The sequence below is a fragment of the Persicimonas caeni genome, from assembly GCF_006517175.1.
GTDB lineage: Bacteria > Myxococcota_A > Bradymonadia > Bradymonadales > Bradymonadaceae > Persicimonas > Persicimonas caeni.
In genome coordinates this window covers 7,901,045-7,925,438 of record NZ_CP041186.1, presented here as the reverse complement: position 1 = coordinate 7,925,438, position 24,394 = coordinate 7,901,045, and the positions used below count along the sequence as shown (strand labels likewise).

At 62.4% G+C, this 24,394-nt stretch carries 18 protein-coding genes; 13 read left to right on the top strand and 5 right to left on the bottom strand.

Translation table 11 applies throughout. The features are described from left to right. Positions 1-86: 86 nt before the first annotated feature. Positions 87-2,420 carry an efflux RND transporter permease subunit gene (locus FIV42_RS29430; RefSeq protein ID WP_141201162.1) on the bottom strand — a complete coding sequence of 778 codons (2,334 nt, stop codon included), beginning with the start codon at positions 2,418-2,420 and terminating at the stop codon, positions 87-89. Between the two features lie 196 nt (positions 2,421-2,616). Here FIV42_RS29430 and ruvX point away from each other — a divergent pair, with 196 nt between their 5' ends. The 5 genes from ruvX (at position 2,617) to FIV42_RS29405 (ending at position 8,918) form a co-directional block, all read left to right on the top strand. Then, complete coding sequence (ruvX, locus tag FIV42_RS29425) at positions 2,617-3,063, top strand: Holliday junction resolvase RuvX (protein ID WP_141201161.1); 447 nt, start codon at positions 2,617-2,619, stop codon at positions 3,061-3,063. A 6-nt stretch (positions 3,064-3,069) separates the two neighbouring features. Beyond that, positions 3,070-4,164, top strand: a complete 1,095-nt coding sequence (gene mltG / locus FIV42_RS29420; protein ID WP_141201160.1) for an endolytic transglycosylase MltG — start codon at positions 3,070-3,072, stop codon at positions 4,162-4,164. Between the two features lie 9 nt (positions 4,165-4,173). Continuing rightward, positions 4,174-5,730 carry a sigma-54 interaction domain-containing protein gene (locus FIV42_RS29415; RefSeq protein ID WP_141201159.1) on the top strand — a complete coding sequence of 519 codons (1,557 nt, stop codon included), beginning with the start codon at positions 4,174-4,176 and terminating at the stop codon, positions 5,728-5,730. Then, a complete protein-coding gene (locus tag FIV42_RS29410) occupies positions 5,720-7,069 on the top strand; it encodes a BamA/TamA family outer membrane protein (RefSeq protein WP_141201158.1) in 1,350 nt (449 codons plus the stop codon). The genes FIV42_RS29415 and FIV42_RS29410 overlap by 11 nt, the downstream gene beginning before the upstream one ends. Positions 7,070-7,163: 94 nt before the next feature. Then, a complete protein-coding gene (locus FIV42_RS29405; RefSeq protein ID WP_141201157.1) occupies positions 7,164-8,918 on the top strand; it encodes a response regulator in 1,755 nt (584 codons plus the stop codon). A 26-nt stretch (positions 8,919-8,944) separates the two neighbouring features. On the opposite strand, the gene FIV42_RS29400 is transcribed toward FIV42_RS29405, so the two are convergent. Both FIV42_RS29400 and FIV42_RS29395 read right to left on the bottom strand, forming a co-directional pair. Beyond that, on the bottom strand, positions 8,945-11,197 hold the full coding sequence (locus tag FIV42_RS29400) for a transglycosylase SLT domain-containing protein (RefSeq protein WP_141201156.1): 2,253 nt from the start codon (positions 11,195-11,197) through the stop codon (positions 8,945-8,947). 83 nt (positions 11,198-11,280) lie between these two features. After that, on the bottom strand, positions 11,281-11,958 hold the full coding sequence (locus FIV42_RS29395) for a hypothetical protein (protein WP_141201155.1): 678 nt from the start codon (positions 11,956-11,958) through the stop codon (positions 11,281-11,283). A gap of 263 nt (positions 11,959-12,221) precedes the next feature. On the opposite strand from FIV42_RS29395, the gene FIV42_RS29390 reads away from it, so the two are divergent. The 8 genes from FIV42_RS29390 to FIV42_RS29355 all read left to right on the top strand — a co-directional run bounded on the left by FIV42_RS29390 (position 12,222) and on the right by FIV42_RS29355 (position 22,720). Next, a complete protein-coding gene (locus tag FIV42_RS29390) occupies positions 12,222-12,824 on the top strand; it encodes a hypothetical protein (protein ID WP_141201154.1) in 603 nt (200 codons plus the stop codon). A 196-nt stretch (positions 12,825-13,020) separates the two neighbouring features. Then, complete coding sequence (locus FIV42_RS29385; protein ID WP_141201153.1) at positions 13,021-14,835, top strand: hypothetical protein; 1,815 nt, start codon at positions 13,021-13,023, stop codon at positions 14,833-14,835. A 138-nt stretch (positions 14,836-14,973) separates the two neighbouring features. After that, entirely contained in the window at positions 14,974-15,741 is a 768-nt protein-coding gene (locus tag FIV42_RS29380) for a Stp1/IreP family PP2C-type Ser/Thr phosphatase (RefSeq protein ID WP_168211025.1), read from the top strand. Between the two features lie 166 nt (positions 15,742-15,907). Continuing rightward, positions 15,908-16,888 (top strand): DNA-processing protein DprA, encoded by a 981-nt coding sequence (gene dprA / locus FIV42_RS29375; RefSeq protein ID WP_141201151.1) that lies wholly within the window; start codon positions 15,908-15,910, stop codon positions 16,886-16,888. 329 nt (positions 16,889-17,217) lie between these two features. Continuing rightward, entirely contained in the window at positions 17,218-19,020 is a 1,803-nt protein-coding gene (locus FIV42_RS29370; RefSeq protein ID WP_146983787.1) for an ATP-binding response regulator, read from the top strand. Positions 19,021-19,558: 538 nt separating this feature from the next. Beyond that, on the top strand, positions 19,559-20,704 hold the full coding sequence (locus FIV42_RS29365; RefSeq protein ID WP_141201149.1) for a pyridoxal-phosphate-dependent aminotransferase family protein: 1,146 nt from the start codon (positions 19,559-19,561) through the stop codon (positions 20,702-20,704). Positions 20,705-20,720: 16 nt separating this feature from the next. Further along, entirely contained in the window at positions 20,721-22,025 is a 1,305-nt protein-coding gene (locus tag FIV42_RS29360) for an adenylosuccinate synthase (RefSeq protein ID WP_141201148.1), read from the top strand. Between the two features lie 38 nt (positions 22,026-22,063). Then, positions 22,064-22,720, top strand: coding sequence for a hypothetical protein (locus tag FIV42_RS29355; RefSeq protein ID WP_141201147.1), 657 nt, complete (start codon positions 22,064-22,066; stop codon positions 22,718-22,720). 40 nt (positions 22,721-22,760) lie between these two features. Here FIV42_RS29355 and FIV42_RS29350 read toward each other — a convergent pair whose 3' ends face one another. Beyond that, positions 22,761-23,546, bottom strand: coding sequence for a peptidylprolyl isomerase (locus tag FIV42_RS29350; protein ID WP_246099075.1), 786 nt, complete (start codon positions 23,544-23,546; stop codon positions 22,761-22,763). After that, the gene (locus FIV42_RS29345; protein WP_141201146.1) at positions 23,543-24,367 is read right to left on the bottom strand and encodes a jacalin family lectin; all 825 of its coding nucleotides are present in this window, start codon (positions 24,365-24,367) and stop codon (positions 23,543-23,545) included. Before FIV42_RS29345 ends, FIV42_RS29350 begins: the two co-directional genes overlap by 4 nt. Positions 24,368-24,394 lie beyond the last annotated feature (27 nt).

The window sequence follows — 24,394 nt, the reverse complement described above, 5'->3', positions numbered from 1 at the left end:
CGCGGACCCAAGCAGTGCTCCCGACGCGGACCCAAAACGCTGCTTCTCCGCTCCGCCGGAGGGGCCGCCTCAACAACCCACCTCCGTCACTCCTCCTCCTTCCCCCCGTAAAGCAAGTACAGCAGACTCGGCAGCAGAATCAGGTCGCCGAAGACCGCCCCGCCAATCGTAATCGACGTGAGAATCCCGAATTGCCGAGTCGGCACGAAGTCGCTGATCAGCACCACCGACAGACCAATCACCAGCAAGACGCTCGTCAGCAGGATGGCACGTCCGGCGCCGTAGTAGGTGTACAGGATCGTGTCGCGGATATTGTCGCGGCGGTCGAGCTCTTCGCGGAAGCGCGCCAGGAAGTGGATCGTATCGTCGACGGCGAGCCCGAGGCTGATGGCGAAGATGATGATCGTGGTGGTGTTCAGGTTGATGCCCATCAGGCCCATGTAGCCGAAGGTCATCACCAGCGGGATCGTATTCGGGATCATGCTGATGAGGCCGAGCTTTATCGAGCGGAACACGATGGTCATCATGCCGAAGATGATGACGATGGCGACGAGCAGGCTGTAGAAGAGGTCGCGGATGAACGAGTCGAGGGCGACCGAGGCGACGTAGGCGTCGCCGGTGAGCCGGTAGTCGACGTCGTCGACGTCGCTCAAGAGCGCGTCGAGCTTGGCTTGGAGGCGCTTGGCGAGGTCGAGTTGGGCCTTGGCGCCCACGTCGGAGACACGCACGAGGACCCGGGCGTTGCGGAAGTCGGAGGTGACGAACTTGTTGACCCCCGCGGGCTCGTCGGGGGCGCCGGCGATGAGCAGGTGCAGCTGCTCGACCTGGGCGCGGGAGTCAGGCATCTTCTCGCGCTCGGCCGGGTCGCCGATGAGCGCTGCGCGGGCGGCCTGGTGGAAGTCGACGATGCTCTGGGTCGACAAGACTTCGGGCTGCTGGCGGGCGAAGTCCTGAAATTCGGCCATCTTGGCGTAGACTTCCGGATCCTTGAAGCGATCCTTGGCCTGCGCCTCGAGGCTCACTTCGACGGGAAGGTAGCCGCCCAGGTTGTCTTCGATGAGCTCGCTCGTCCTGTAGCTCGGGTGCTCCTCGTGGAAGACCTCGAGCAGCGTGGTGTCGATCTCGACCTTATAGGCGAGGGCGGCGAAGCCGGTGGTGACCAGCAGCCCCAACACGACCACGGCCTTGGCGTGGCGCAACAAGTGCTCGCCGGAGCTGACCAGGAAGCGCTCGAGCAGGGCGCCGCCGTGGAGTTTGTCGCTCTCGTCGACCTTTTTGCGTTTGACCGGCTTCAGATACGACAGCGCCGCCGGCAAAAAGAGGAGCGTCGCGGCATAGGCGAACATGACGCCGGCGGCGGCTTGCCAGCCGAAATTCTGCAGAATGTCGGAGTCGGCGGCCAAGAGGCTGACGAAGCCGACGGAGGTGGTGCAGCTTGTGAGCAGGCAGGCGAGGCCGGTGTGGCGGATCGTCGATTTGACCGCGGCGATGCGGCTTTCGCCCGCCTCGATCTCCTCGGCGTCGCGCGTCAGCATATGGATGCTATCGCTGATCCCGATGACGAAGATGAGGCTCGGCAGCACGTTGTTGACGATGTTGATGGGCGAGCCGGTCCACACCATCAGGGCGACGGTGGCGAGGACGGCGAGGAGGACGGTGAGCAGGGGCAAGGCGACCCCCGAGACACGCCGGAAGAGCCAGATCAAGATAAAGAGGTAGATGACGCCCGTGAGCGGCAAGAAGGTGAGCTGCTCGGTGCGCAATTGGTCGACGATCTCGGCGCGCAGCGTGGGCACGCCGCTGGTCAGGTACTCGTAGCCGTCGGGCAGCGGATGGGCTTCGAGCTCGGTTTCGATGTCTTCGACGGCCTCGGCGAGTTCGCCGGCGTCCTGCAGGTCGTCGCGAATCCAGGCGACCACCAGCGCCATGTCGCCCTCGTTACTGACCAACCGGCCACGGACGAGCGGCTCGGAGAGCGCGAGCTGTTGAAGGTTTTTGGCTTCCTCGGGACGAATCTCGCCAGGCGATCCCGTTGTTTGGGACAAGATCGGCTCGATCGTCATCGTTCCCGCGGACTCGCCGGCCCTCGGAATCTCGAAGGTGGCGATAGATTCGGCGTTTTTGATAGAGTCGACACGTCGAAGGTCGACGGTCAGGTCGCGCATCGTCTCGAGCACGTCGGGACGGAAGACGTCTTCTCCGTCGACGGCGATGGTGACGAGGTTGTCCTCACGCCCGAAGCGCTCGGCGAATTGTTCGCGATATTCGTTGGCCGACGAGGTCGACTGGAACATCTGCTGGGGCGTAAAGTCGAAGCCCAGCTCGGGAACGGTGGTGGCGAAGAGCGCCGCCAGCCCCGCCATGACGGCGAGGATCCAGTGGCGGTACTCGATGATGCGGTCTGCGAGCCAGGCGTACATCACGTGCCCGTCGAAGAAGAAAGGTCAACAATCTGAGAATGCCCGTACCAGTGGACCGACAACTAAATTCTTCGGATAATTCGCCGAAGAGATCGCCGCTCAGAACCGGCGAAGGGCCGAGAAACTTAGTTGTTGGTCCACTCGTGCTTCGCACTTTTCTCGGGCCCACACAAGCTAGACCAGAGAAGCCAGAGCCATGGCCCCTGCGAGTCCTTACATAGGCTTAGATGTCGGCACCAAGCGTATCGGTGTGGCAAAATCCGATCGTAGCGGCAAAATCGCCATGCCGCACGAGACGGTCGACGTCGGGCGGCGCCACGCCGCGGCCGAGCAAATCGCCGCGCTGATCGAGGAGTCGGAGTGCCACACGGTGGTCGTCGGCTGGCCACTGACGCTCGAAGGCGCCGAGGGCAGGGCTGTGCGCCGCGTGGAGAAATTCATCGAGCGCCTCGAGGCCGCCCTCGAACAAACCGACGCGTCGCCCGAAATCGTCCCGTGGGACGAGCGATTGACGACCACGGCGGCCGAGACGTTTTTGATCGGCGCCGACGTCTCGCGTCGACGCCGCAAGAAGGTCGTCGATCAAATCGCGGCCAGCCATATTTTGCAGGGCTACCTCGATTCCCTGAGCGATTCGCAGTGAGTGACGATGTCAGCACGTAACAAGCCTAATCCTGCTTCGGACGATTCGAAGAGCCTCGGAAAGCTGGCGCTGCGCCTGGCGGCGGTGGCGCTGGCCGTGGCCATGATGGTCCTGGGCGCGGTCTATCTGCACTATCGCAGCTACGTGCGCTCGCCGGTGCTCGAAGAGGGCGAGAGCGTCACCTTGGTCATCCCGAAGAACACTGCTTGGCCGCAGGTCGTCTCGATTTTGGAGCGCGCCGATCTGGTTCGTCGCTCGACCTACTTCGAGTATTGGGCGCGCCGGCGTCACCTTCCGCCGGCGGTCAAAGCCGGTACCTACGAGCTCAGCGGGCCCCTGGGCCTGCCGGAGTTGGCCTCCAAGCTTCGTGAGGGAGGCAAGGTCGACGAGACGGTGGTCACCTTTCCCGAGGGGCTGACGATCTTCCATATGGCTGACCGCGTCGAACGCCTGGGGTTGGCGTCGCGTGACGAATTTTTGCGAGCGGCTCGCGACAAGCAAGCGCTGCAAAAGGCCGGCATCGACGCCGACAGCTTCGAAGGCTACCTGTTTCCGGACACCTACCGCTTCCGCAAAGGGACCTCGGCTGCCAAAATCGTCGAGCGGATGCACGGGCGGTGGAAGGTGATCTGGATGGCGCTCGAAAAGCAGCACGCCGAGCGCAAAAAGGCGCTCGCCGAGAAGTACGAGTTCGATCGCCACGATTTCGTCACGCTGGCCAGCCTCGTCGAGCGCGAGACGTCGGCCGACGGCGAGCGGGACCTGATCGCGCGCGTGTTCCTCAACCGGCTCGACCGCGACATGCGCCTGCAGACCGACCCGACGTGCGTGTACGGCGAGGAGACCTACGACAAGGTGCCCAGGCCGAAGTATTGCAAGGATAAGCTCAACCGATACTCGACTTATGTCATCGACGGGCTGCCGCCCGGGCCGATCGCCAACCCTGGAAGGGGGAGCCTACAGGCAGCGCTCGACCCGAGCGACGAGGAGGACGCCAAGGGGTACCTTTTCTTTGTGGCCCGTCGTGATGGTACGATGCGTCACTACTTCTCCAAGACGTTCGCCGAGCACAAAAAGGCGATTCGACGCTTCTTGAAGTGACGCTCGAACATGATTGACTGGAACAAATTGACCCTCCAGCCCGCCATCAGCCGCCTGGGCTCGCTTTTGCGCGAACAATTCGGCGTGTGGGTGGGCTTCGTCGACGCCGATGGAGCCCATCACCCCATCGGAGGTGAGCACGTTCCGCTGCACAAGCCCGCCTGCACCAAACTCGCGGCGACGTCCGCGCTGTCGAACCAGAGCGAGGGGCAGCGCACTTGCGCGCAGTCGCTTCGACGTTGGGCGACCGCCGAGGAAGACGAGGACCCCGTCGAGGCGAGCTGTCACGCCGGGTTTTCGTCGATGCTCTTTCGGCTCGACGCCTACGAGGGCGCCGACCAGTGTTGTTTGTACGTCTCCGGCTACGTGCGCTCGGAGCTCGCGCACCGAGCGCTCGGCGAGATTCGGGAGACGCTCGAAACCGCCGAGTTTTTCGCAGACGACGGTGACGAGTCCGAAGAGGCGATCGACGCCATCCCGCGCCTCGATCGCAAAGATCGCTCGTTTATGCGCACAGTCGGTAAAAGCATCGTCGAGGAAGTCGGGCGGCTTCTGAGCGCCGACGAGCCCGACGACGATGTCGCCATCAACACCCCGGGCGAGAGTTTTCACGGCATGGTCGGCACGAGCCGGCAGGTGCTCGACCTGTTCGAGACGATTCGTATCATCGCCGGGAGCAACTCCACCGTGCTCATTCAGGGGGAGAACGGCACCGGCAAAGAGTTGATCGCGCGGGCGCTGCACCTCGAGAGCCATCGCAAGGACGCGCCGTTCGTGGCGTTGAACTGCGCCGCCATCCCCGGCGACCTCATCGCCAGCGAGCTCTTCGGCCACCGCAAAGGAGCGTTCTCGGGGGCGCACCGCGACCGGATCGGGCTGCTCCAGGAAGCAGACGGCGGCACCTTGTTCCTCGACGAGATCGGCGACATGGACCTGCATCTGCAGGTCAAGCTGCTGCGCTTTTTGCAGGAGGGAACCTACATGCCCGTGGGCGGTAACACGGTCCGAAAGGTCGATGTGCGCGTTCTGTGCGCAACCAACCAGGACCTGCAGGCGCTCGTGCGGCAAGGTCAATTCCGCAAGGACCTCTTCTTTCGCATCAACGTCATCAACCTGATGTCGCCGCCGCTTCGCCGACGCCGCGCCGACATCGAGGTGCTGGCCAACCACTTCTTGTCGGCGGCGGCCAAGCGCCACAACCGCCCCCTCAAGCGGCTGAGCGAGGAGTGTCTGTCTTTGCTCCAGTCTCACGAGTGGCCGGGCAACGTGCGCGAGCTCGAAAACGAAATCGAGCGGCTGGTGATCATGTCGGGCGACGACGAGGTCATCGACGCCATGATGCTCTCGCAGCGCATCAACCCGCAGGGTGAGGAGCCCGACTTTCCGCTCTACGAGGATATGGAGCTTCCCGACGCCATCGAGCAGCTCGAGCGGACCATGATCTTGCAGGGGCTTCGCGAAACCGGGTGGAACAAGAGCCAGACCGCGCGTAACCTTGGAGTAAGCCGACGCAATCTCATCCGCAAAGTCTCACAATACGAGCTCGAGCGATTTCGTGACGACTAGACGCATGCTGGGCACTGCGGCCGCACTCTTGGCCGCGCTGGTGTGCCTTCTGTCCCCCAGAACCGGTACGGCCGCCGGAGATGGAGAGGAGGGCGCCGAGAAGCCCGGGCATATCTTCGTCGACACCGTCACTATCGAAGGGCTCGAGCGCACCGAGCCGTACGTCGTGCGTCGAGAGTTGATCGTCGAGGAGGGTGAGACGGCGAGCGTCGACTCGATCGAAGAGAGCGTCCAGCGCGTTCGCAACACCGGGCTCTTTCGCAAAGTCCGCTACGAGTTGGTCGATGTGCAGACCACGAAGGTCTTGCCCGAGGGCGTCCGCGCGGCGGCGCTACAGATCTCGGTCGACGAGAAGTGGACGACGCTTCCAATCTTTAGCTTCAACCGAGGGGGCGGCACTTACCGCCTCATCGTCGGCGCCTTCGACGACAACCTGTTGGGGCACTATATCGGCGTGGGAGGCCAATACGAGCGGTTGGGCGAGGCGAACTCGTTTTACGGCTGGCTGTATCACCCGCGAATGTTCGGGCAGCGTCTGCGCGGAGGGATCGACGTAGGCACGCAAAACCGAGGATACACACTCTACGACGCAGACGGTGAGGTCGACGGCGGCTTTTTGCTCAATCGGTTCACCGTCGGCACGTATCTACGGAAGGAGTGGCTCTGGTGGTTTCGCACTCAGCTATCGCTGCGCTACGTCAACGACGACTTCTCGTACAACCGGTTGTCGCCGACCATCGAAGAACTCCAGCGTGAGCGGGGGCTTCCGCCCGAGAGCCACGCGACCATCATGAGCCTGAGCGCCATGTTGGGGCGTATCGACCAAGACAACTACCTGCTCGACGGCACGCAGTTCAGCGTGAGCCTGTCGCACGCCAACGAGAATCTGGGCTCGACACACACCTACACCAAGCTATTGGCCGGCGTGAGCCACTTCGAGACGCTGCCGCTCAACTCGAACCTCGCCGCGCGCCTGGCCGCCGGCACCGGCGATATCGACGCCATCCAGCACCGGTTCTTTCTGGGCGGCCTCGACACCGTGCGCGGGTTCGCCAACGACCGGTTTGCCGGGGAGCATTACTGGCTCGCCAACCTCGAGTATCGAATCCCGTCGCTCGATACGCGCTGGGTCGTGCTCCAACACGTGGTCTTCGCCGACGCCTCGGGTATCTCGACGGAGTTCTCGAATCTCGCCAAGCTCACGGGGGCGAGCACCGGCATCGGGTTGCGCTTTATCGTGCCCAAGATCCAGGGCTTTATCGCCCGCATCGACTACGCGTTGCCCCTCTACGGCGACATTACCAACCCCATCAGCCTCGGCGGCGGTCAGTTCTACTGAGGTTTAGTATTTCTAAGTATTTGTAGTCTCATTGGAAATTACGACTCCGGTGCACACGTTCGAAGACTGCACGTGGTATGTCCCAGGAGTCGCAATGACCATCAATCATAACAACGATTTGCACACGCGCCTGAGCGAGCTCGAAGCCGAGAATGCCCGGTTGCGTGAGGCCCTCCAGCTATATGGGGGGACGTCCTTGCCCGAAGGTGTGCGCGACCGAGAGCTCGAAGCGCTCGAGCGTGCCAAGCAAGAGGCCGACGCGGCGAACCGCTCGAAGAGCGAGTTCTTGGCGAATATGAGCCACGAGATTCGCACGCCGATGACGGCGATCTTGGGGTATGCCGACGTGTTGCTGAGCCATCTCGACGATCCCGACAATCGCCATTGCGTGGAGACGATCAAACGCAACGGCAATTTCCTGCTCGAGATCATCAACGACATCCTCGACTTGTCGAAGATCGAAGCCGGTAAGCTCGAGATCGATACGACACGCGCGGCCCCCGACGAGTTGGTCGCCGAGGTGTCGTCGCTGATGCACGTGCGCGCTCAGGAGAAGCAGATTCCGCTGGTAGTCGAGTACGACGGCGATTTGCCCGAGACCATCGAGACCGACCCGACTCGGCTTCGCCAGGTGCTGGTCAACCTCGTGGGCAACGCGATCAAGTTCACCGACGACGGCCACGTGGTCTTGAAGGTCGACTTCATCGATGAAGCGCAGTCGCAGATTCGCTTCCGAGTGATCGACACCGGCATCGGCATCAGCGAGACCCATCAGCGCCGGCTCTTCGAGCCATTCGCTCAAGCCGACACTTCGGTCACGCGCGAGTTCGGCGGCACCGGGCTCGGCCTGACGATTTGCCGGCGTCTCGTCGAGCGGCTGGGCGGCCGCCTCGAAGTCGACAGCACGCTGGGGGAGGGGAGTACGTTTACGGTGATCATGCCGACCGGCTCGCTCGAAAACGTCGCGATGGTGACGCCGCGAAAAGGCATTACGATGCCCGAGCCGCAGTCGGCCCGTCCGCTGCCCAAGCTCGAGTGCCGGGTGTTGGTGGTCGACGATCGCCACGAGATTCGCTTCTTGGCGCGCTATTTCATCGAGCGGGCCGGCGGCGTCGTGCGCACCTGTGCCAACGGCAAGGAGGCGATCACGTGTGTCGCTCAGGCCGAGAAGGCGGGCAACCCCTTCGATGCCGTGGTCATGGACATGCAAATGCCGGTCATGGACGGCTACGAGGCGAGCCGACGGCTCCGCCAGGAGGGCTACGAGGGGACGATCGTGGCGCTCACGGCGAATGCAATGCGCGGCGACCGCAAGAAATGCTTGGAAGCGGGCTGTAACGGCTACGTGCGAAAGCCTATCGACGGCCCCTGTCTGGTCGAATTGCTCGCCGAGCATATCTCGGACGAGACGAGCTCGGACGAACAATCGTGCGCGCAGCCGCTCGTCGAACCTGAAGTGATGGTTCAGGAGAAGGGCGGCCAGACGAGCGACACCGGCAAGCGAATTCTGCTGGTGGACGACAGTAAAGATCTTGGTGAAGCGCTGGCGATGCTTCTGAAGATGCGCGGCCATCAGGTCTGCGTGCGCTTGGACGGCAAGTCGGCGCTCGAAGCAGCGCCCGATTTCGAGCCGGATATCGTGCTGCTCGACCTGGGCCTGCCGGACCTCGACGGTTATACGGTTCTCAAGGAGCTCAAGAAGCTAGAGAACCTCGCCGAAACGAGGTTCCTGGCCGTCTCGGGCCGTAGTGGCCAAGCTGTCAGCCAGCGTTCAATCGCGGAGGGCTTCGACCATCACGTGGTCAAGCCGGTGAGCGCCGAGACGTTAACGAGCCTCATCCAGCACTAGGCGCGCCGGGTTCGAGAAAGCCCGTGTTACGGATCGCGCACGACCGTCGGGTCGAGAGTGCGGATCCCGTTGAGCCACTGGTACGCCCCGTAGCTGCCGATGACCCGCTTGGTGTAGTTGCGCGTCTGGTCGTAGGGGATGTCCTCGACGAAAATGGCGATATCCTTGGCCTTGTTGCGACGCAGCCACTTCGACACGGCGCCGCCGCCCGCGTTGTAGGCCGCGGTCATCAGCACAGGGTGGCTGTCGAAGCGCCGCGCCAGGTAGTACAGGTGATCGACACCCACGCGAATGTTGACGAGCGACGTCTTGAGCTTGGCGGGCGTCGCTACGCCTTCGATGTCGTCGTCGTGGCCCTTGGCCGTCGCGGGCATGAGTTGCATCAATCCGAGCGCGCCCGCCCAAGACTCGATATCCTCGATAAAACTCGACTCCTCGCGCATGATCGCGGCCGGAAGCGCCGGGTCGACCGTCTCTTTGTCCGTCGCTTGGCGGGCTTCGGCGACGACGGCTCGTCGAATGTCGGTGGCGAACGGGTTGGGCCACGCGATCGTCCAGCGTACGTGACGCCCAGCCTCTGGATGTGCCCAGGGGCGGCCGCGTACGCCGCGCCGCGCGATGTTGTGGCTCACGGGATAACGCCCCGCCAGGTGTTCCAGGTACGCCAGCCGCCAGCGGTCGGCGTCGCTGCGCTCACCGTTGTTCAGACGGGCGCGCTCGACCTCGGCTGCCATGCCGTAGCGGCCGAGTTGCACGAGGCGCTCCGCGCCCGAAGTTTGCCACTTGGTGTCGAGGAACCAATCGGCGACCTGCATCTGAACGCCGTCGTCGAGTGACGCCGGCGTCTTGCCTTCTTCGAGGAGGCGCTGGCGAGCGACGTAGCCGTAAAAGCTAAAGGGATACTTTGACCATGCCTCTTGCCACGCCTCAGCGGCGTTCTTCTCGCGTCCGAGCGCTTTCCAGGCTTGGCCCGAGAAATACTCGAGGCGGCCCTGGCTGAAGTACTGGGCGTCGAACTCGGGCATCTTGAGGCGGTCGAGCTTGGCCAGAAACTCCTTGTGCTTGCCGGCGCGGTACGAGCCCTCGAGGTACTCCCACACGATCTCGTGGGCCATGTCGCCGTCGGGATACTCGCGAAGAGCGCGCTCGACGATTTTCTCTTCTTGTTTGGGCTTCTTCTGCTCACGGGCGATACGCGCCAAGTAGAGCAGGGCGTCGTCGGCGTGGCTTCGCTTCGGGTAGTCCTTCAGGAGGGTCTCGAAACGCGCTTTGGAGGTGTCGAATTTGTCGCGCCAGAAGAGCATTTTGCCCACGGCGTACAGGGCGCTGACACGCTCGTCGACGTTTGCCTCGGTCTTGCATTTGTCGATGACCTTCTCGTAGGCCTGAATCGACTTTGTGCGCTTGCGCAGCCGGTAGAGCGTGCGTCCACGGCGAAAGTGTGTGCGGCATTGCTCGGTCTTGTCGAGCTTCTTCAGGTCGACCTTTTCGAGCTCGTCGAACGCCTCGGGAAAGCGAACCGCGCCGTACCAACGCTCGGCGCGCTCGAGTTGCATCGAATCGGACGGTTTGACGGGCGTTTTCTCGAAGTCGGCGTGCAGTTGCTCCGGAAGGCAGTTGCCGTAGGTCAAATCGGCGAGTTTGGCCCACTCGGCGCCCGGTTTGTTGCGCTTGCCACCCTTCGGCTTGGTCTCGTCGACGAGCATGGCCGACAGCCACTGACAGGTCGCCTCGCGCTCCTCGCTGGTCAAAGCCGCTTCGGCGCGCTTTGCCGACAGCATGCCATCCTTCAAGAAAGCCTCGAGGCGAGCGGCGACGAACTCCGAGCCCGGGTAGCCGCGCTCGAGGACCTTTGCCTCCACAATCCGCTCGAGCGCGTCCCTCGGGGGCTCGGGCGACTGCACCAGCGTCTCGGCGGCCTTGAACTGCAGGTAGGGCCGAAGCGACTCGTCGAGCCGGCTCGCCTTCAGATAGCTCATGCCCGCGCGGGTATAATCGGCGGCCATCTCGTGCGCGTTGGCCGACAAGATCAACAAGTCGACGCGCGTGCGCCAGGTCGACTCGTCTTTGGGCAGCGCCGTTTGCGCCTTCTCCCAGGCCTTCGCCGCCTCGGCGTACTTCTCGAGCGCGTACAGTTGCATTCCCTGACCACACGCCGACGACGGACAAAATGCCGGCGGCAAGACCGACGCGTTCGGCAATTGAGCCGACGCGCTGCTCGCGCTGAGAGTCAAAGAAGCCGCGAGCGCAAACGCGAGCGACAAACGACGGTGAGACATAGATTTCTCCGGAAAGTCTAACGAGATTCGCAAGATGCAGGTTGTGCGGCGCAGGCCGCACGAGACAAGCCGCCCATCACAACTCAGAAAAGCAGCCCGTTTATTCGCCACCCCAGCCCGACTTGTACGAGGTGGGTGTCGAGATCGAAGGTTTCGACTTCGCCGTCGAAGTCGGCCACGCGCCAGCGGTAGATGAAGTTGAGCCACGGCGCAGCGCCGTTGTCCGGGTCGGACAAGGGGACGTCGAAGCCTCCGCCGATGGAGACGAACGGGCCAAAGCCGGTCTCGAAGTCCTCGGTCGCGGAATTCTCGAGCACGCCCATCTGCGCGCCGCCGCCGAGTTCCAAGTGCACCGAAGAGAGGGTGTAGGCGAGCCAGTCACTCCCCAAGAGGAGCAGGTAGCCGGGATGAATGGCGAGGTAGCCGCCGACCGCGTGTTGCTCGAGCTGACCGAGATCGGCGTCCGTGTCGGCGTCGAGCCGATCGAACTGATAGGCGACGCGAAAATCCCCGACCAGGAACGGAAAGGAGTGGCGCATGCCGATATCGAGGTGCCAGCCACTGTAGTCGGTGTTCGACGGCAGGGTCAGCCCGCCGCGCATCGAGTACTCGTGGAACGCACCGGTGTAGTATTGGCTGTACTCGCGCGTGGCGTCTCCCGAGGATTCCTCGGCGACGGCGGAGGACGTCAGCAAAAGAAGAGGGCAGAGCAACGCCGCCAGTCTTAGCAAGCGTGTGCGCAGGAGTTCGAAACACTGCATGATTATGCTCATTCGGAAACCGAGCGGGGAATGCGTCCGGAGCAGTGTAACGCAACTCGGTGATGCGGCAAGCCGCGGCGTGACTGCCACGTAGTTTGGACGAGCAGCCATTGAACGGCCTCATGTGGCACCCAGACGCCGCCGTCGTGGCACGTTGTCGACAAACTTCCTTGCGCGCCGCGCACGGATGCCCTACGATTCTGGCGCTCGGTACCCGAAAATGATTCGGAGACGTTGCCACCGTTCGACACTGAGGTACGCGGATGTTCCTGAAAAATAAGCGGCTCTTTGCACTTCTGGCGATCGCAAGCTTCAGCCAGGTCGCTTGCTATAACACGTATTTTATCGACAAGGGCGAGCTCGAGAAGCTCGAGAGTGAGGTCGAGCAGAAAGAGGTCGTGGTCGTCTATGGCGACTGCGCCGACACTGCGACGGCGTCGAGCTCCGAGGACTCTGAGGGCACGGCCTATAAGTCGCTCGAGCTCGACGGCTCGATGTGGGCGCAGGCCGAGGGCGACGAGGCTGCGACGGCCAGCGACGCCACCGGCGCGCGCGAGACCGAAGAGAAGACCGGCCGCCCGGGCTGTCAGCGCGTCCCCGTGTCGACCGCCAACCCGGTCAACGTGGTGACCAAGAACGGCGAGACTTTCCGCGTCACCCCGTTCAACTTCATGATGAGTGAGCAGCAGATCGTCTCTCCGGAGTACGACCTTCTCCTATCGCTCGATCAGGTCGAAGGCGGCGAAGTACGCCAGTTCAGCACCTGGAAGACCGTAGGCACCATCGTCGGCGTGAGCGCGGTGGCTATCGGCACCTTCGTCGGAATCAGCGTGCTGGCTCCGGAAGGCGACGGGTTCCAGCGCTAAGATCGGCACGTCCGATACAAAAAACGCAGGCGCGGCTTCCTCTTGGAAGTCGCGCCTTTTGCGTTCTTGTCGCCTTGATCGAACATGCCAACCGGCGCTAGAGGCCCGCTGAGTTGATTTCCCCCCCGCAAGCTGCTACTCTCGCCGCGTGTCTACAAATAACAATTGATATCGCTAAGAAAATGGCGAGGGCCAAATGGCTGCCAAATTTCGCACCGTCTCGCTGTATTTACTTCTCATCGCGCTGTCCGGCGTGTCGCTCTTCGGATGTGGCGATGGCGCGGTAAATACCAATGTGGACCAGTCGCGAGCCGACGAGGACGGCACAGCGCCGCAACTCGGTGACGACTACTTCATGGTTCCTGCGGGCGCGACCGATCTTATCGGCAACGTGACCGAGACGGTCGAATTGAAGGTCTTCCTCTACAAGAAGACCACCGGCGAGCCGGCGTTCAACCAGAACATCGCCTTCGAGATCATCGAGCCGGTCGACCAGACCGACACGACGCTGTCGGCCTTCAACTCGGCGACTTCTGAAGACGGAGGCGCCTCGGTCGATTTGCGCCTGGGCGCCCAGCCGCAAACCCTCAAAGTCAAAGCCGACCACGGCTCGTCGAACGGCGTGACCTTCACGGTCGATATTCGCCCGCTCGAGACCGGCGACCTCGAAATCACCATGGTCAACACGGGCGCGTCGGTCATGCAGTTGGCCGACATCGACCTGCGGTTGTATCGAGATGGCGATTATAGCTGCTCGGAGTTTCGCCCGTTGTCCCCGCGCGAAGAGGGCGATCTCTCCACCTACGTGGCAGGAACGATCAGCGAGAGGGTCAAGTTCGAAGAGCTCGGCACGCGCGAGCGCTTCATGGTGACCGCCGTCGGTCGCGGTGATCGCGGCCAGATTGCCGGCGCCGGGTGCATCGAGGACATCGAGATTCGCCCCGATGAGATCACTCGCAAAGAACTGCTCCTACAGCTCATCCCGCTCAACCCGGTGGGCCGATACGATGTGACGAGCCACTGGGACTTTTCTCAGGCCCTCGAGGATTCGGGCGCAGTCGGATCGACCATCATGCGGATTCTCGATTTCTTCGAGAACCCCGGTCAGACCTTGTACGACGAGGTGATGAACCTGCTCCAGCAATTCTTGGGGCTCGGCGGCACCGCGATGGACCAGTTCCTGAGCCTGACCGGCCTCGAGGATGACTTCGTTAACATGGTCAACAACTGGATCAACAACAACGACGCACTGGCCCCGCTGATGCGCGCCGGCCAGGATCTACGCAATGTCGTTGCCAACTTGGAAGTCCACAGCGAGTTGACCATCGGCAAGATGTCGTCCAACTACGAGTTCCGTGGCACCGACAACTGGTTGGGCATCACCCTCTACTGGCGTTGGGATTGCGACGCGAACTCGCCGCCCGACTGCGGAGCGATCAACATCCAGGCCGACGCCGACGGTGATTTTGGCGATTTGGGCATCATGAGTTCGGAGTGGACAGGACGCGTGGCCGCCTACAATCAGCTGCAGATCGACATGCACCCGCTGTCGCTGCGCTACGGCCGACTGATCATGTATATCCTCAACGACGTGATCATCCCCGAGCTCACCGATGGAAACGCCAGCTCGTTGAGCGAAGCGTTCTCGTACTGGATTTGCGACGGGCTGGGCACCTCGATCACCGGCTCGGACGGCGAGATGTGCGTCGACTTGGCGGTCTGGGATGGATGCATCTACGATCACCAGATCTCCGGATTCTGCCAAAACGCCTCCAGCACGGTGTTCAGCCTGGCCGACATGCTCGTGCGCAACTTGGAGTACGACCTGGGCATGCGTATTGGTGGCGAAGGTGTGCTCGTCGAGACGACCTCCGACGGTTTCGTCGACTTCATCGAGGAAGGCAAATTCGACGGTTTCATGCAGAACGCCGACCTCAATCAGTCGCAAGCGTCGCCGATTTCGGCGGACTTCGAGGCCGAGCGTATTGACTTCGACACCGACAACCTGTGATGCTGCACGAGAGGGGAATGCATTCGCCCCGGTTGCCGTCGGTAGCCGCGCGAGGATATTCTTTACGTTGTCCGTAACTCGGCGTATACTCCGATGGCATATGATTCTGTTGTTGAAGGGCCCATCCAGGAAGCGCACATGAAGCTCATTTGTGCCGGCATGACCGACGTCGGAAAAGCCCGCGATCACAACGAAGACGACTTCTACCTTTCTGAAGGCAACGAGGCTCTCTGCGTGGTCGCTGACGGCATGGGCGGCCACCGATCCGGTGAAGTCGCCAGTGCGATGGCCATCAAGGCGATCGTCGAATATTACCGCGAAACGATGTCGGACACCGATTACGAGTCCGAGACCGTCAACGGTGAAGACACCATCAACTTGATCCAGCGTCGCCTACAGCAGGCGGTGCAATCGGCCAACCGGGCGGTCTTCACCGCGGCCTCCGACAGCGAGCTGTACCGAGGCATGGGCACGACCATCGTGTCCGGGTACTTCACCAACGAAGGGGTCTACCTGGCCCACATTGGTGACTCGCGCGCCTACCGACTGCGTAACGGCAAGCTCCAGCAACGTACCGAAGATCACTCGCTGGCCAACGAGTACGTGCGCATGGGGATTTTGGCCGCCGAGGACATCGAGTATTTCCCGTACAAGAACGTCATCACGCGTGCGTGCGGCTTGACCGACGAGGTCGAGGTCGACGTTCATTACGAAGAACTCGAGCCGGGTGACATCTTTTTGTTCTGCTCGGATGGCTTGACCGACATGGTCAACGATCGCCTCCTCGAAGAGATGCTCGCCGAAGGCGATGATCTCGAGGTGTTGTGCAAAAAGCTCGTCGACATGGCCAACGATCATGGCGGCGACGATAATATCACGGTCATTCTCGCCAAGGTCGCCGAATAGGGCGACAGTCGCGAACAGAGAATAATCAGATTAATCCCTCCAAGAAACCCGCGAGAGCGGGTTTTTTGTTTTTTTACGCAACGAATCGCTGCGTTCTGCCGAAAACCGTAATGAGGCCTCTGGAAGGGAGGCGTGTGCAACCGGTTTCTCAGGCAGGAGCGAAGCGATGGCCCATCAGGACGATATTTTCATCATCGAGAAAGGCGCACCGGAGTATCCGGCGCGCCTGCTCGACCTCGACAACCCACCCGAACAACTCTATGTGCGCGGATCATTGCGCTGGTTGGCGTATATGAAGACCGTCGCCATTGTGGGGAGCCGCAAGGCGACGGTGCGCGGGGTACGCCTGGCGCGTCGGATTGCCAAGGATTTGGCCGAGGCTGGCGTTGTCGTCATCAGCGGTGGGGCGCTGGGCGTCGATGCCGCAGCCCACCGTGGCTGTCTGGAAGGCAAGGCGCCGACTATTTCAGTTCTGGCAGGTGGCGTCGATCGGCCCACGCCAGTGCGCAACGCCGATGTCTTCGCGAACATCATCGGCCGGGGCGCGCTGGTGAGCGAGTATCCGCCGGGCACTCGCCCGCGCCCGTTTTACTTTCACCGACGAAACGACCTCATTGCCGCGCTGGGCGACGCTACCCTGGTGGTACGCGCGAAGGTTTCGAGCGGCACGATGATCACCGCGCGTGCGGCTCGGAAGCTCGAGCGCCCCCTCTGTGCACTGCCTGGCGAACTCGACGATCCACTGGTCAAGGGGTGTCTAGAACTCCTTGTCGAGGGCGCCCAGTGTGTGCGCAACGCCGCCGACATCCTGGAGCACGTCTTGGAGGTGCCCGCGGCGCGCGCGCAATTGAACCTCAGAGTTGCCACAAAGCCATCACGTCCAAATGGTGCACAGACTCGAGCGTCCCCCGATGAGGAATCCTCCGAGCAAGCTGCCATTGTACCGTCGTCACTCTCTGAGGACGGGCTCGCTCTCTACAAAGCAATTCGGGAGATGGCCGGCGCAGGAGGCGAGGGCGTGGGCGTCGATCAACTCAAGCGCCAGCTCGAGTGGTCCGCCGCCAGGCTCAACTCGGCGCTACTGGAGGCCGAGTTGGCTGGTTGCATCTGCAAACGCGCGGGAGCCAACGTCTACCGCCCATGCTGAAGCACTGCTTCCCTTGGGGCTGAACCCGTTGAAATCGCTCCCGAGTTGCTTACTTGATCAGAGAGGTCCTGCATGTGGGTCCAGCTCGAGACTCCCCTGTCACTTGGCTTTCCTGAGGGCAGCATGGACCGCTGATTGTTCCGCCCACAGACGGAGGTGTAGTGGCCGAGCGTGTTTGGCAAGTACTCGTGTTGGGTAAACTCCCTGAGGCCGATGACATTCTCTCTCGGCCCGCGTTTGAAAAAGAGATTCAGGTCAAATCGTCCCATATTCGTGAGCCGGACGACTTCGAACGCGCTCTCAGTGAACGACCGGCCCCGGACGTGATTTTGATCGACGTCGAGCCCCACGGCATGAACGTCATGTCGCAGGTGCGCAGCCACTTTCCGGTCGCCCCGGTGGTGATGGTCGGAGATCAGGATGACGCGCCCGCTTTGCTCGAGGCCCTGCGCCAGGGGCTCGAGCGCTATATTATGCGGGTCGAAGACGAAGAGATGTTCGTGCGACTCGCCAGCCAGGTCGTCTACGGCGTGCTCGAACAAAGTGTCGAGCCGCCCAACATGGAGATGCCTTCGGCCGAGCAGATGCATCGGTACGCGCACTACCACCATATCCTGCACCCGTTTTTCGTTGTGGGTCCGGGCAAGCGCGTCCTCTACCTCAATGCTGCTGCCGAACGGCTGGCCTGGAAGCTCGTCGGCCAAAGCCCGGTCATCGGTGAGAGCGTGACTGACGGGCCCTTGGCACAGCTGGGCGAGCCGTTCGACCACCAGCTGGGTGAAGCGCTCGAGGGACGCGAGTCGATTGTACGCTACGAATTCGAGGGCGTGGCCGATCCGGTGATGCGAAGCGTGCACTGTCAGCCGCTGACCACCAGCAATGACCGCACGGTGGCCACGTCGATTGCCATCCACCAGCAGACGCCTCCGGAGGTCGCGCGCTCGCGCACGTTGCGGGCCATCGGTCGCTTTGCGGGGGGACTCGCCCACGACATCAACAACTTGCTCAACGTCATGATGGTGCAGTCGGAGCTGCTTCGCGCCTATCTGGGCGAACCTTCCGCTCCCGTCGAAAAGTGCTTGGACCGCATCACGGCGGCGGTCGACGATGGAAGCGAGCTGACCCGCGAGATGCTGGCCATCAGCCACGAGCCACTCACGCACCGCGTGTCGGTGCAACTCAACCCGATGATCGAGGCTTTCGAGCCTCAACTGCGCGGTAAACTCCAAGCGGGACAACGGCTCCGACTCGACCTCCAACCGGACCTTCCACCGGTCGAAGCCGATCCACAGCAGATCGAGCAACTGATCGGCAATTTGGTCCAAAATGCCGTCGACACCGGTGCCGACGAGCTCGAGATTCTGATCCGAACGGCATTACTCGAGCCTGACGAGGCCAAGCCGCCACCACGCGGCCTCGAGGCGCGTTGTTGGCTCGAGCTCACGATTTCGGACACCGGGCCCGGGATGCACCCGAAGCTTCACTCGCGGGCCTTCGAGCCGTTCTTTACGACACGGCGCGGACAGGGGCACAGCGGTCTGGGGCTTACGATCGTGCACGCCATCGTCGAGCAACTCAAAGGCAGCATTTTCGTCGATAGCGAACCCGGGCAGGGTGCTGTGTTCACGGTGTACTTGCCGGCCGCTGACTGGCCCGCCGAAGCCGAGGAGAATGACCAGCCTGAAGAGGCCCCTGCGATCGAGTCATCGCCGGCGACCGTGCTGCTCGTGGAAGATGAAGAGGACTTGCGCCTTCCGTTTTGCGAGGCTCTGTCCCAGCGCGGCTACAATGTGCTCGAGGCGCGCGATGTGGCGACCGCGCGTGATTTTATCAAGGAGCATGGTGACGATATCGATCTCGTCATCACCGACGTGGTGATGCCCGGAGGTAGCGGCGTCGAGTTGGTTCGTGAGTGTCTCGACCAGTTCCCGGAGGTCAAGGTCATCTTCGTGTCTGGTTATACAGCTGACGTACTCGAAGAGACCGGCGGCCAACTCGAGGTCGATTATGTGTTTTTGGCTAAGCCCGTGTCGCTTCGCCGGTTGACCTCGGCAGCCGAGCAACTATTGGCGAAGGCCGCGCGAGCCGATGAATCGCGTTCGAGTGATGGCAGGGATAAGCATGACGGCTAAGCAGCGAAGTGAGAGACAGAATGAGCCGAGGGAGGGACACACCGTTTGGGGAGAAATGACAGGGTTGCCGATCAGCGGATTGAGCTCGTCGAACGAACGCGATTGGCTCTGTACGGTGGTCGATATCAGCGCCCACAAGGCGACCGAGAAGAAGCTGCAGCGCTCACTGCGCCTGGAAGTACTCGGCGAATTGGCCGGAGGGGTGGCGCTCGATTTCAACGCAGCCGCCCGACAAAATCGGCCTGCCGGCGGGGCAATACGTGACGCTGTCAGTGCGAGACACTGGCATCCGGATGGGCCGGGCGACTCGAGATGAGCTCTTCGAGCCGTTCTTTACCACCAACCTGTCGGGCCTCGAAAATGCAGTGAACGAGTTGACGGGCCGCTGACTGTATGTGGTCAATCCTGCGCGTTGACAGTGATACGCCACAGTTGTACCCAATGCAGTGAATTCACGGGCTTGGACCTTCGCCATCGAGGCGCGCATCTCTGTGCGGGTTCGACCCCAGGCCCACGTCTTCGTCGACGAGGACTCTCCATGGACAGACAGTTCCTACTGGCGCCTGGCCCCACCCCGGTCCCCGAAGAGGCCCGGCTGGCGATGGCCAAAAGCCTCATTCACCACCGCGGCCAAGAGTTTCGCGTCGTCTTCGGAGAGGTTCGCGAGCGCCTCGGTTGGCTCTTCGAGACCGAGCAGCCGGTCTTGACGGTGACCGCGAGCGGCACAGGCACGTTCGAAGCGGCCATGATTAACTTCACCAAGCGCTCCGACACGATCATCTGCATCGGCGGCGGAAAGTTCGGTGAGCGATGGGGAGAGATTGGGCGCGCCTACGGGATGAACGTGGTCGATCTCGACGTCGAATGGGGAGAAGCGGTCGACCCCCAACAAGTCGCCGATGCGCTCGACGCCCACCCCGACTGCGCCATGGTCACCCTGACGGCCAGTGAGACGTCGACTGGGGTGCTCCATCCGTTCGAAGAGGTCGCCGAAGTCATCCACGACAAGAGCGATGCACTCTTTGCCGTCGACGGCATTACCGCCGTGGGCGTGCACCGGGTTCCGATGGATGCCTCGGGCATCGATATTTTGGTGGCAGGCTCCCAAAAAGCCTTCGGCATTCCGCCCGGGCTCGGCTTTGTAGCCGCCAGCGAACGCGCATGGGAACGCGCCGCCGACTCCGATCACCCGCGCTATTATTTCGACCTGGCGCGCGAGAAGAAGAAACAACTCGACGACCAGACCGCCTTTACCCCCGGGATCACCCAAATCATCGCCGCTCAGGTGGTGCTGCGGATGATGGTCGAGGAGGGGCGCGACGCGCTCGTCGCGCGCCATCAGGTCAATGCAGACGCCACCCGCGCCGGGGTCCAGGCGCTCGGACTCGAGTTGCTGGCCAGTCGGCCGGCCAACTCCGTGTCTGCAGTGTTGGTCCCGGAGGGCTTTTCTGGCCCCGATGTGGTGCGTACGATGCTCGACAAGCACGGGGCGACCATCGCCGGCGGCCAGGCGCATCTCAAACCTCGACTTTTCCGCATCGGTCATATTGGCTTTTTCGACCGAAGCGACATACTCAATGCGCTCAGCGCATTGGAACTGACGCTCGAAGAGCTCGGCATGGATGTCGAGCGGGGCCGGGCGGTTGCCGCGGCCCAGGGCGTCTACGCCGATAACTTACTCTGACACCGGCAGCTATCTCATGGCAGCAAATGTGGTCATTGGCGCCCAGTGGGGCGATGAAGGAAAGGGCAAGGTCGTCGACCTCTACACCGAGTTCGCCGACGTGGTCGTGCGTTTCCAGGGTGGAAACAACGCCGGCCATACCCTCGTGGTCGAGCGCGACGGTGAGGTTCAAAAGACCGTGCTCCACCTGATCCCCAGCGGCATCTTGCACGGCTCGAAGACCTGCGTGATCGGCCAAGGCGTGGTGCTCGACCCGGAGGTCCTCCTCCAGGAGATCGACGCGCTGCGCGAGCGAGGGTTTCTCGAGCGCGACGAGCAGCTTCTTATTTCGGAAGACGCCAGCGTGATCATGCCCTACCACCGCTTGCTCGACATCCTGCGCGAGAAGGCCAAGGGCGATGACAAGATCGGTACGACCGGACGCGGCATCGGACCGTGTTACGAGGACAAGGTCGGTCGCCGCTCGGTGTTTGTGCGCGACCTGCTCGACGAGGAGCGGCTGCGCGCCAAGCTGGAGGCGAACCTGGCCGAAAAGAACGTGCTGCTCGAGTGGCACGGGGAAGATGCCCTGGAGGTCGACGCGCTCGTCGAGTCGATGCTCAACTACGGCCGCCGAATCGAGCCGTTCGTCGGCGATGCTAACCGCTTTGTCTACGACCAGGTCTCCCGGGGCCGAAACGTGCTTTTCGAAGGCGCGCAGGGAACCCTGCTCGACATTGGCCTGGGGACCTACCCGTTCGTGACCTCGAGCCACACCACCAGTGGCGGGGTGTGCGTGGGCGCCGGCATCGCCCCGTCTCAGATCGACGGGGTGACCGGGATCACCAAGGCGTATTGCACGCGCGTGGGCGCCGGTCCGTTTCCCACCGAACTCGACGACGAGATTGGCCAGCATCTGCGCGACACCGGCAACGAATACGGCAGCACCACCGGGCGGCCGCGCCGTTGCGGTTGGATCGACGCGGCCGCGCTTCGCTACGCCGCGCGCGTCAACGGCTTTACCGGCCTGGCGGTGACCAAGCTCGATGTGCTCTCGGGCATCGACACGGTCAAAATCTGTGTCGGCTACACCGACCCCGACGGAAACGAGTACGACGAACCGCCGATGGACCCGCAGGTCCTCGAGACGCTCGTGCCCGTGTACGAGGAAGTGGCCGGTTGGAGCGAGGATATCAGCGGGGTGCGCGTTCGCGACGAGCTTCCTCACGAGGCCAAGCACTTCCTGAGTCGCCTGCAGACCATCTTGGAGGTGCCTATCACGCTTGTGTCGGTCGGCCCCAAGCGTGCCGAGACGATCGTCGTGCAAAACATTTACCGGTAGTGAGTTCGACGGCTACCCTCAGCGAGTGAGCGGCATCCGTGAGTGACGACAAGAAGAAAAAACGGGACGAAGACGACTTCGAGGACTCGTACGAAGACGCGTTCGACGAGAGGTTCGAAGACGAGCATCTGTTCGACGAGGCGGAATTCGAGGCCGAAGGATGGAGCATTCCGCGCGATCCAGAATCGGTGGCGCGCGTGCTCAAGTCCCTCGAAAGCTTGGTGCCCGATATTCTCAAGCGCTCCTCGCAAGAGGGCGAAGCTCCAGGCGCCGAGGGAGGAGGCGAAGGGTTTCGTGCGCGGCTGAGCGACCGTAAGCTGCCACGCGAAGCCGTGAGCTTCATTCTCGGGCAGGTCGATACAACCAAGCGCGAGTTTCTGCGGATTTTGTCGCGCGAGATTCGTCTCTTTCTGGAAAATATGGATCTGGGCGGCGAACTCGCCAAGATCCTGACCAGCCTGTCGTTCGAGGTCAAAATGGAGGTGCGCTTCATCCCCAACGATCAGGCTTTTCGGCCGTCGGCGCGCGGCAAGATGCGGGTCAAGCGCACGCGATCCAAAGAGGAAGAGGACGACCTCGAAGACGACGAGGAGATGCAAGAGGACACCAACGAGCAGTCACAGCGTCGGCGTTGGTCACTTCGGCGTCGAAACCAAGAGGACGCCGGTGGCGAAGAGGATGACGTCGAGGCTTGAGTCCTCGTGATCATTCGCCGCCTTCGTCGTCACCGGCCGGCTAGTTTGTCGCCGCTTCGGTGAGCTCGCGCGAAAAGCTAATGCTCTCAATTTTCGGGGGATCTTTGGGACGGTTCTGCGGTCCCGTGGGTACGCGCGCGATCTTTTTGACCACATCGAGGTCTTCGCACTGGCCAAAGACCGAATGCCGATTGTCGAGGTGCGGGATCGGCGCCTCGGTGATGAACCACTGACTGCCGGCGCTGTCGGGCTTCCCTTTGTTCGCCATGCTGAGCACTCCGGCCTCGTCATGGCGCAACTCGGGATGGAACTCGTCGGGGAGGGTGTAGCCGGGGCCGCTCGAACCGGTGGCGGTTCGGTCGCCGGCCTGAATGAGGAAGTTCGGAATCACCCGGTGGAACTCGACGCCGTCGTAATACGGCGCGTTTTGTCGAAGCTCCCCGGTCTGTGGATCGACCCACGTCTTCTTTCCAGTGGCGAGGCCTACAAAATTGGCCACTGTCACGGGAGCCTGTTTTTCATAAAGCTCGCACTTCACGACTCCCAGGGTGGTCTCGATGGTGGCCGTCAAGGCGCCGGAGCCCTGGATGTCGGCAGTATAGCGCGCCAGATCACTGGCTTTGGGGGCCTCGGCCTTTGCCTTGGCGGCGGCCTCGTTCGTCTTGGCCGATGCGACATCAGCAGCGGCCGCGACTTTGTCTTCGTCGGCGCTGGACGGAGTTTGACGCTCGCCGCGCGACTTCGAGTCGCACCCGGCGGCGGCCAACATCCATAGCGCCGCCAGAGCGCACAATTTGGCAGAGAGGTTCGTGTTGGGAATCATCATCGAAGCTTCTGGCAGATGAGTTGGACACTGTCGATGAGCTTGCCAGCGCCTCCCTTGATGCCGGTGACGACATATCCGGGAGGGCAGTTGACCTGATAGGGCGCGCCGCCCGGGCCACCGACGCGCTTTTGAACCGCGCGTTCACCGTCGAGGCGAATGCCTCCGGTCGCCGAATGCGCGTCGGGGTCAGCGATATGCTCGCCGAGGCGCTCCAGTGCCACCTCTGCTTTCTTCTCCAACTCGTCGGCGCTCAGATCGCCGATTTGCTGGGCGCGCACCGCCACCTCGGCCTTGTCGGCGGTCACAGCGCGCTCGGCAACGTCAGCAAACGCAATCTTGCTGTTGGTTTGAGCGCTCTCCAGCAGCTTGCGGGTCTCGTCGGAAATGGCGATGTCGTCGACGCCTTTCGAGGCTTGCGAGCCGCCGTCGGACAAAGCGAAGCGGTCGCGCAGCAACTCACCTTCACCGACAAGTTCGACGCCAATCCACGCGTCTTTGGGCACCAGGCTGCGCTCGAGGGACTTCGCGCTGCCCAGCGGCACCGTATAGACGCCATCGACGACCGCCACGAAGTGGCGTTCGTTCCAGGACGAACGTTTGGCGTGCTGACCGTCGTAAAGCTTGAACTCCAAGTGGAAGACGCCGCTTACTGGCTTGGCGTTCTCGTCTTGGAGCGTGCCGTTGTAGTCGACGACCATTTCGGCGCTGCTGGTGGACGCCGGCTTCGTTGGCTTCTGGACCTTATCCTGGGCCATCGAGGCCGGCGCAAACGCCGCAGTGAGCAGCGCTGCGGCGATGAGGGTTGGCAGTGTTTGTCGCATCATCTCCAAAGAGGCTCTGGGGCGAAG

Excerpts from the sequence above, each read along its gene's own strand:
- FIV42_RS29380 (WP_168211025.1), top strand. The coding sequence starts at position 14,974 with ATGAAGCTCATTTGTGCCGGCATGACCGACGTCGGAAAAGCCCGCGAT.
- FIV42_RS29430 (WP_141201162.1), bottom strand. The coding sequence starts at position 2,420 with ATGTACGCCTGGCTCGCAGACCGCATCATCGAGTACCGCCACTGGATC.
- FIV42_RS29345 (WP_141201146.1), bottom strand. The coding sequence starts at position 24,367 with ATGCGACAAACACTGCCAACCCTCATCGCCGCAGCGCTGCTCACTGCG.
- FIV42_RS29400 (WP_141201156.1), bottom strand. The coding sequence starts at position 11,197 with ATGTCTCACCGTCGTTTGTCGCTCGCGTTTGCGCTCGCGGCTTCTTTG.
- FIV42_RS29390 (WP_141201154.1), top strand. The coding sequence starts at position 12,222 with ATGTTCCTGAAAAATAAGCGGCTCTTTGCACTTCTGGCGATCGCAAGC.
- FIV42_RS29385 (WP_141201153.1), top strand. The coding sequence starts at position 13,021 with ATGGCTGCCAAATTTCGCACCGTCTCGCTGTATTTACTTCTCATCGCG.
- FIV42_RS29365 (WP_141201149.1), top strand. The coding sequence starts at position 19,559 with ATGGACAGACAGTTCCTACTGGCGCCTGGCCCCACCCCGGTCCCCGAA.
- ruvX (WP_141201161.1), top strand. The coding sequence starts at position 2,617 with ATGGCCCCTGCGAGTCCTTACATAGGCTTAGATGTCGGCACCAAGCGT.
- FIV42_RS29415 (WP_141201159.1), top strand. The coding sequence starts at position 4,174 with ATGATTGACTGGAACAAATTGACCCTCCAGCCCGCCATCAGCCGCCTG.
- FIV42_RS29350 (WP_246099075.1), bottom strand. The coding sequence starts at position 23,546 with ATGATGATTCCCAACACGAACCTCTCTGCCAAATTGTGCGCTCTGGCG.
- FIV42_RS29405 (WP_141201157.1), top strand. The coding sequence starts at position 7,164 with ATGACCATCAATCATAACAACGATTTGCACACGCGCCTGAGCGAGCTC.
- mltG (WP_141201160.1), top strand. The coding sequence starts at position 3,070 with ATGTCAGCACGTAACAAGCCTAATCCTGCTTCGGACGATTCGAAGAGC.
- FIV42_RS29395 (WP_141201155.1), bottom strand. The coding sequence starts at position 11,958 with ATGCAGTGTTTCGAACTCCTGCGCACACGCTTGCTAAGACTGGCGGCG.
- dprA (WP_141201151.1), top strand. The coding sequence starts at position 15,908 with ATGGCCCATCAGGACGATATTTTCATCATCGAGAAAGGCGCACCGGAG.
- FIV42_RS29360 (WP_141201148.1), top strand. The coding sequence starts at position 20,721 with ATGGCAGCAAATGTGGTCATTGGCGCCCAGTGGGGCGATGAAGGAAAG.